Source organism: Streptomyces sp. NPDC054932 (assembly GCF_053610205.1).
The window spans coordinates 1-6,506 of record NZ_JBSGXU010000299.1 but is presented as its reverse complement, the minus strand read 5'-3'; the positions used below and the strand labels follow the sequence as shown (position 1 = coordinate 6,506).

Sequence of the window (6,506 nt, the reverse complement as noted above, 5' to 3'; positions counted from 1 at the left end):
GTCCCTCTCCCCGCCCCCGCCGCCGGGACTCCACGACCGGCCAGGCTCCCGCCGTCAGGCGAAGAAGCCCTGCCCGGGAGTGAAGATGTTGTTCGGGTCGAACTTCTTCTTGGCGTTCACGAAACCGGTCCACCGGTTCCCGAAGTGCTTCTTCCAGTCCGCGCCCGACATCGGGATCGAACCCACCAGATAGCGCTTCGCGCCCAGCCCCACCGCGATGTCGTACAGACGGCGGTTCTGGTCGATCATCCCCTGGATGTTCGGCTCGCCCGGGTTGGGGAACCGCAGCAGGTCGAAGAGGTAGACCACCGACTCGTTCGGCATCATCGCCAGCGGACGCTTGATCTTCGAGGAGAAGAACGGGTAGAAGAGCAGGAACCCGCCGCCCAGCGAGCTCGCATCCAGCTCCTGCTCCACGAGCTTCATGAACTGCTTCGTCTTCGACGCCGGCAGGAACATGCTCAGCCACGGCTTGGGCGTGTACCAGTGGCCGCCCTCCTTCAGGTACGCCTCGTACGCGTCGAGCCGGAACATGTAGTCCCGGAACGTCACGTCCTCGATGACCGCCTCCGACCGCACGTCCTGCAGGTCGCACAACAGCCGGGTCCGGTTCGGCGGCGTGGTGTTGTACGTCGCCCCGACCTCCAGCTTGTAACGCCAGCCCGAGTTGTCCGGAGTCCGCTGCATCTCGCCCGCGTGGACCTCGAACCGGCCGTCGGCCAGCACCCGCTCGGAGTCGATCAGGTACTGCTCCACCGTGTTGTAGTACAGGCTGAAGATGACGGCCCGCTTCGGCGCCGGGATCAGCTTGACCTTGACCCGCACGATGATGCCGACCTGGCCGCCGCCCGACAGCGCCGCGTTGAACAGCTCCGTGCGCTGCGTCGCCGTCGCGGTGACCAGCTTGCCGTCACCCGTGACGATGTCGATGGACTGCACGGTGTCGCACAGCAGGCCGTACCGCTGCACCGTGCCGCCGATCCCGCCGATGCTGATCGTCCCGCCGACCGAGATGTACAGGTAGTCCGGCAGCGCCGGCGGGGTCTTGCCCACCGCGAGCGCCGCGTCCGTCAGCTGACCCCACGTCACACCGGCCTCGACCACCGCGTGGTCACTGCCGATCGACAGGATCCTCGACATGCCCTTGGCGTCGATGGAGATACCGCCCGGGACGCGCGCCTGCCCGTACACCGAGTGCGACTCGATGTCGTCACCGGTACCGCCCTGACCGTTGACGGCGACCTTGATGCCGTTCGCCCGGGCATAGTTGACGATCTTGACGATGTCGTCCACGCCGCCCGGCCGCAGCACGGCCCACGGCTTGCTCGGGGCGCCGTCGAAAAGGTGTCCGAAGTCGTTGGCGAAGGCGTCGACCACGCCCGGTGTCGTCTCCAGCGTGCCGACCAGTCCCGGCACGGGGACGACATCGGCGTTGCCGGCGGCCTCGGCGGCCGTAGCCCAGGTCTGGCTCACGGCGTTCCAGCCGACGACCGCGACGGCCGTGCTCGCGATCCCGCCCAGGACCCGGCGACGGGACGGCTCGGCGGCGGTGCCCGCGGCAGTTCTGTGGGTGCTGCTCATCTTCGTACGTCTCCTACTGGTGAGGTACCGGCTTGGTGCTGCGTACCTGGGAAGCGAGCTGGTACTCGCTCAGGTCGAGGCGCTTGGTGCCCCGGCGGAAGCGCCAGGTGTACGTCGGGAAGATCGAGGTGTTGCGGCCGTTCGCGTCGAGGTACCAGCTCCTGCAGCCGCCCGACATCCAGACCGTGCCCTCCAGGTGCTCATCGAGCCTGCGGTTGTAGGCGTCCTGCGCCTCCTGCCGGACCTCGATGCTGGACAGGCCCCGCTTCTCGACCTGCTTCAGGGAGTCCACGACGTACTGGACCTGCGCCTCGATCATCACGGTCTGCGAGGAATGGCCCAGGGCCGTGTTCGGACCCAGCAGCATGAACAGGTTCGGGAACCCGGCGACCGTGGTACCGCGGTGCGCGGACATCCCGTCCTTCCACGCCTCGCGCAGCTGCACCCCGTCCCTGCCCCAGATCCGGCGCGCGACCGGCCGGTCGGTGGCCTGGAAACCGGTGCCCAGGATGATGGTGTCGACCTCGCGCTCGACCCCGTCCGAACCGACGATCGACTTGGCGCGGACCTCGGCGATGCCGTCGGTGACGATCTCCACATTGGGCTGCTGGATCGCCGGGTACCAGGTGTTGGAGAACAGCAGCCGCTTGCACGCCACCAGGTAGTCCGGGGTCAGCCGCTTGCGCAGCGCCTCGTCCGCCACCGACTTCTCCAGGTGGTCGCTCGCCATCTTCTGGACCTTCTCGGCGAGCTTGGGGCGCTTCCAGAAGAACGCCAGGATCTCCCGGCCCCACATGTTGAAGCCCCGCCGGAACTGCTGGTAGCCGGGCAGCGAACGCAGCATCGCGGTGTGCAGCGGGCTGTTGGCCTTGTCGGGCTTGGGGCCGATCCACGCCGGGGTGCGCTGGTAGAGGTCCAGATGCCCGACCTCGGGCTGGATGGCGGGAACGAACTGGATCGCCGAGGCGCCCGTACCGATGACGGCGACACGGCGGCCGGCCAGATCGTGGCCGTGGTCCCAGTTCGAGGAGTGGAACACCTTGCCCTCGAAGTCCGCCAGGCCCTGGATGTCCGGCACGGCCGCCTCACTGAGGTAGCCGGTGCCGGTCACCAGGAACTGCGCGGTGTACCGGCCCTGGGAGGTCTCGATCTGCCAGTGCCGCTCGCCCTCGTCCCAGCGGGCGGCCTCGAGCTCGTGCCCGAACCGGATGTGCGGGCGCACCCCGAACCGGTCGGCCGTCTCCCGCAGGTACGCGAACAGCTCGTCCCGCGAGGCGAACGTCGACTTCCAGTTCGGATTCCGGGCGAAGGAGAACGAGTAGAGGTGGGACATGACGTCGCACGCACATCCCGGATAGCTGTTGTCGCGCCAGGTGCCGCCGACCTCATCGGCCCGCTCGAACACCAGGAAGTCGTCGATGCCCGACTGCAGCAGCCGGACGGCGGTGCCCAGCCCCGAGAAACCGGTGCCGATGACCGCGACCCGCAGGTGCCGGGTCGGGCCGTGGCCGCCGGGACGCCTCTCGGTGCCCGTACGCGCCCCGCCGTCCTTGGCCGGTTCGAGAATGCTCGTCACGTCGGCCTCCTTAACGGCGCGTGATGGTGACGCGGAAGTTGTTGAAGAACTTGTCCTCGAGCGTGTACGCGAAGATGTCGAGGTAGCGCTCGAACCGGGAGACGACCTCCTCGCCCTCCAGGGCCACGGCCTCGTCCCGGCGCTCGGCCAGCAGCACCAGCCAGGCACGGCACGCCATCGCGAACGACTCGCGCTCGTTGACGACCTCGTCGATCTCGAACAGGCCCTCCGCGGCGGCGGACAGCTCGCTCAGGTGCGGGATGTGGCAGCCCTCGAACTCCGAGCGCTGCAGGAACTTCAGGTCGTCCAGCAGCGCCCGGTTCATCGGCAGCGCCTCGGCCGTCATGGTGTGCAGCACGAACTTCGCACCCGGGTTCAGGGCGTTCGCGACCTGCTGGAAGAAGTACCGGTAGCGCTTGGTGCGCTCCTTGGGCGGCAGGTTGGAGGAGACGAAGTGCTCCAGCGCGTTGATGCAGAACGCGGCGTCGTACTTCTCGCTGTCGTCCGCGACCTTGTAGTCGGCCCAGCTCTGGACCAGCGTGGTGATCCGCGGGTTGTCCAGGCCGGCGATGAAGGCCTCCTGAGTCCGCGACAGGGTCAGGCCCACGGCCTGCTCCGCACCGTGCACGGTGGTCAGGCGGTTGAGCATCGTGCCCCAGCCGCAGCCGATGTCCAGGACACGCCGGGTGGAGCCGGCACGGACGCCGGCGAGCTCGGCGAACTTGTCGAGCTTGCGCTCCTGCGCCTCGTCGAGAGTGGCGACCAGGTCCTCGCCGTCTTCCCAGTAGCCGCCGGAGTACATCATCGTGGGGCCCAGCAGGAGCCGGTAGAAATCGTTGCTGACCTCGTAGTGGTGCCTGATCGCATCGACCTCGGGGTCCACCGACTTGGGGGCGACCGTTGTCATCCTGATCCTCTTTCCTGCGTGTCCGGCGGGCCTTGTTTTCCGAATTCGCGTCGAGAAAACCGGATGCCCCGCAAGGTGGGCGCAAGACGGCCCGCAGCAGCAATCCGGCACCGTGTTGCGCGTTCCTTGCGGGGGCGCGGCTTTCATCACTCTCGAAAACCAGACACGCACTGCCGAGTTGCATTGCCGAGAGAGGACCGACCCCATGTCGCTGCCCACCATCGAAGAACTGGCGAGCCAGCTCGAGGCCGTCTCGGGTGCCGCGGAGGTCAGCCCCGACGCCCCGCTCCAGCACATCGCGGACGTCGACTCGCTGGACCTGATGGAGTGGCTGTACGGATTCCAGAACCAGTACCCGCACATTCCGGCCGACGAGTCGCTCTTCGCCGACCTCGACGACACGACCACCCTGCGTGACGTGTACGCGAAGATCGTCGATCTCGTCCCGGCTCAGGCGTAGCGAGGGGTGACGTGACCGGCTTCGACATCACCGGGTGGGGCATGTCCGTACCCGAACGCATCGTCACCAGTGCCGAACTCGCGACACGCTTCGGCGTCGACGAGCACTGGGTCGTCAGCCGCTGCGGCATCCGCGAGCGGCGGGCGGTCGACCCGGGGCAGACCACCGCCTCCCTGGCCGTCGAGGCCGGCCGGCGCGCGCTGGACAAGGCGGGCCTGACCGGCGCGGACATCGCCCACCTCATCGTGGCGACCGCCACGCCCGAGCAGCCGTCCCCGGCGACCTCCGCGTTCGTCCACCACGAACTGGGCATCGCGGGCAGCGCGCACGACGTTAACTCCGAGTGCGCGGGCTTCGTCTACGGGCTCGTGTCCGCCATGGCCCTGATCGCCATCGACCCCCGGCCGATCCTGCTGATCGGCTCCGACACCCACACCCTGACGGCCAACCCGGCCGACCGGGACCTGTCCATCCTCGTCGGCGACGGCGCAGGCGCCATCGTCCTGCAGCCGGGCCCGGAGAACCGGGTCAAGGCCTGGAACCTGGGCGCCGACGGGGCCTGCACCGGCTCCCTCAAGGTCCTCGCCGGCGGCAGCCGGATGCCCACCACCCAGGAGACCCTGGACGCGGGCCTGCACTACGCACAGATCAACGGCAACGAGATCTACCTCAACGCCGTCCGCTACACCGTCCGCACGGTGCGCGAGACGCTGGAGAGCGCCAAGGTGGACGCCGCGGACATCGACCACGTCGTGCCGCACCAGGCCAACATCCGGATCATCAACTCGATCCTGTCGCACACCGGCCTGCGCCCCGAGGCCCTGATCACCAACCTCCAGAAGTACGGCAACACCGCCTCGGCGTCGATCCCGATCGCACTGACCGAGGCCCTGGAGGAAGGCCGGATCAAGACCGGTGACAAGGTCCTGCTGGCCGGCTTCGGAGCCGGCATGACCTGGGGTTCGATTCTCATGGAGTGGGGCGGTGTCGCGGCATGAGCAAGAACGGTGCGGGCGTGCGGCCCGAGTCCCCGGTCGCGCTCGTGACCGGCGCCTCGGGCGGCCTCGGCCAGGCCCTGGCGCTGGAACTGGACGCACTGGGCTGCCGGGTCGCCGTCCACTACAACAGCTCGCGGGAGGGCGCCGAGGCCGTCCGGGAGAAACTCACCAACCCCTCGGCGCTGGTCACCGGCGACGTCGGCTCGTGGGAGGCCACCCAGGCCCTCTACGCGCAGATCTCCGGCGAACTCGGCCCGGTCGACGTACTCGTCAACAACGGGGCCATCCGCAAGGACAGCCTGATGGCGATGCAGAACCCGGCCGACTGGGCACAGGTCATCCAGACCAACCTGATCGGCTCCTTCCACACCGCCCGGGCCTCGGTCCCGTACATGCTGCGGCAGCGGTGGGGCCGGGTGATCAACATCGTCTCGCCGTCGGGCATCATCGCGACGGCCGGGCAGACCGCCTACTCGGCCTCCAAGGCCGGGCTGATCGGCTTCACCCGCACCCTCGCCGCGGAGTGCGGCCGGCGCGGGGTCACGGTGAACGCACTGTCCCCCGGATTCATGATCACGGGCATGACCAGCACCCTGCCGGACCGCGTCATCGAGGGCATGGAGGACAAGGCCCCGATCCCGCGCTTCGTCACGGTCGAGGAAGTCGCCCGCAGCGCCGGCCTCTTCCTCGACCAGGACTGCATGACCGGCCAGGTCATCAGCATCGACAGCGGCGTCTCCATCACCTGATCCCCGCCGCCGCTCCCCACGGCCCCGGCCTCCCTGACCCCCCACAGGGAAGCCGGGGCCGCCCCCCGTTCCCGCCCCGCCCGCACCCGGCACACCGCATACGGGCACACCGCATACGGGCACCCGGGTATGCCGGCGTCCGGGCATCCGGCGTCCGGGCGTCCGGGCGTCCGGGCGCACGCAGCCGCGCCCGCGCCTACGCCCGGCCGCCGCCCGTCACTTTCCGGATGAGGCG

Annotated in this window: 6 protein-coding genes; 3 read left to right on the top strand and 3 right to left on the bottom strand. The window is 68.9% G+C overall.

Features of this window, described 5'->3' with window-relative positions; all coding sequences use genetic code 11:
* Positions 1-54 precede the first annotated feature (54 nt).
* From ACWGE1_RS39270 to ACWGE1_RS39260, 3 genes are read right to left on the bottom strand one after another with little or no spacing between them, the layout of a single operon-like run.
* The gene (locus ACWGE1_RS39270) at positions 55-1,581 is read right to left on the bottom strand and encodes an FAD-binding protein (protein ID WP_453425260.1); all 1,527 of its coding nucleotides are present in this window, start codon (positions 1,579-1,581) and stop codon (positions 55-57) included.
* A gap of 13 nt (positions 1,582-1,594) precedes the next feature.
* Entirely contained in the window at positions 1,595-3,157 is a 1,563-nt protein-coding gene (locus ACWGE1_RS39265) for a flavin-containing monooxygenase (RefSeq protein WP_453425259.1), read from the bottom strand.
* Positions 3,158-3,167: 10 nt separating this feature from the next.
* The gene (locus tag ACWGE1_RS39260; protein WP_453425258.1) at positions 3,168-4,064 is read right to left on the bottom strand and encodes a class I SAM-dependent methyltransferase; all 897 of its coding nucleotides are present in this window, start codon (positions 4,062-4,064) and stop codon (positions 3,168-3,170) included.
* Positions 4,065-4,269: 205 nt separating this feature from the next.
* Between ACWGE1_RS39260 and ACWGE1_RS39255 the strand changes: the two genes are divergently transcribed.
* The 3 genes from ACWGE1_RS39255 to ACWGE1_RS39245 are packed head-to-tail and all read left to right on the top strand — an operon-like array spanning position 4,270 to position 6,271.
* Complete coding sequence (locus ACWGE1_RS39255; RefSeq protein WP_030390264.1) at positions 4,270-4,524, top strand: hypothetical protein; 255 nt, start codon at positions 4,270-4,272, stop codon at positions 4,522-4,524.
* 11 nt (positions 4,525-4,535) lie between these two features.
* The gene (locus ACWGE1_RS39250) at positions 4,536-5,522 is read left to right on the top strand and encodes a 3-oxoacyl-ACP synthase III family protein (protein WP_453425257.1); all 987 of its coding nucleotides are present in this window, start codon (positions 4,536-4,538) and stop codon (positions 5,520-5,522) included.
* Complete coding sequence (locus tag ACWGE1_RS39245; protein WP_453425256.1) at positions 5,519-6,271, top strand: SDR family NAD(P)-dependent oxidoreductase; 753 nt, start codon at positions 5,519-5,521, stop codon at positions 6,269-6,271. Before ACWGE1_RS39250 ends, ACWGE1_RS39245 begins: the two co-directional genes overlap by 4 nt.
* The last annotated feature ends 235 nt before the right edge of the window (positions 6,272-6,506 follow it).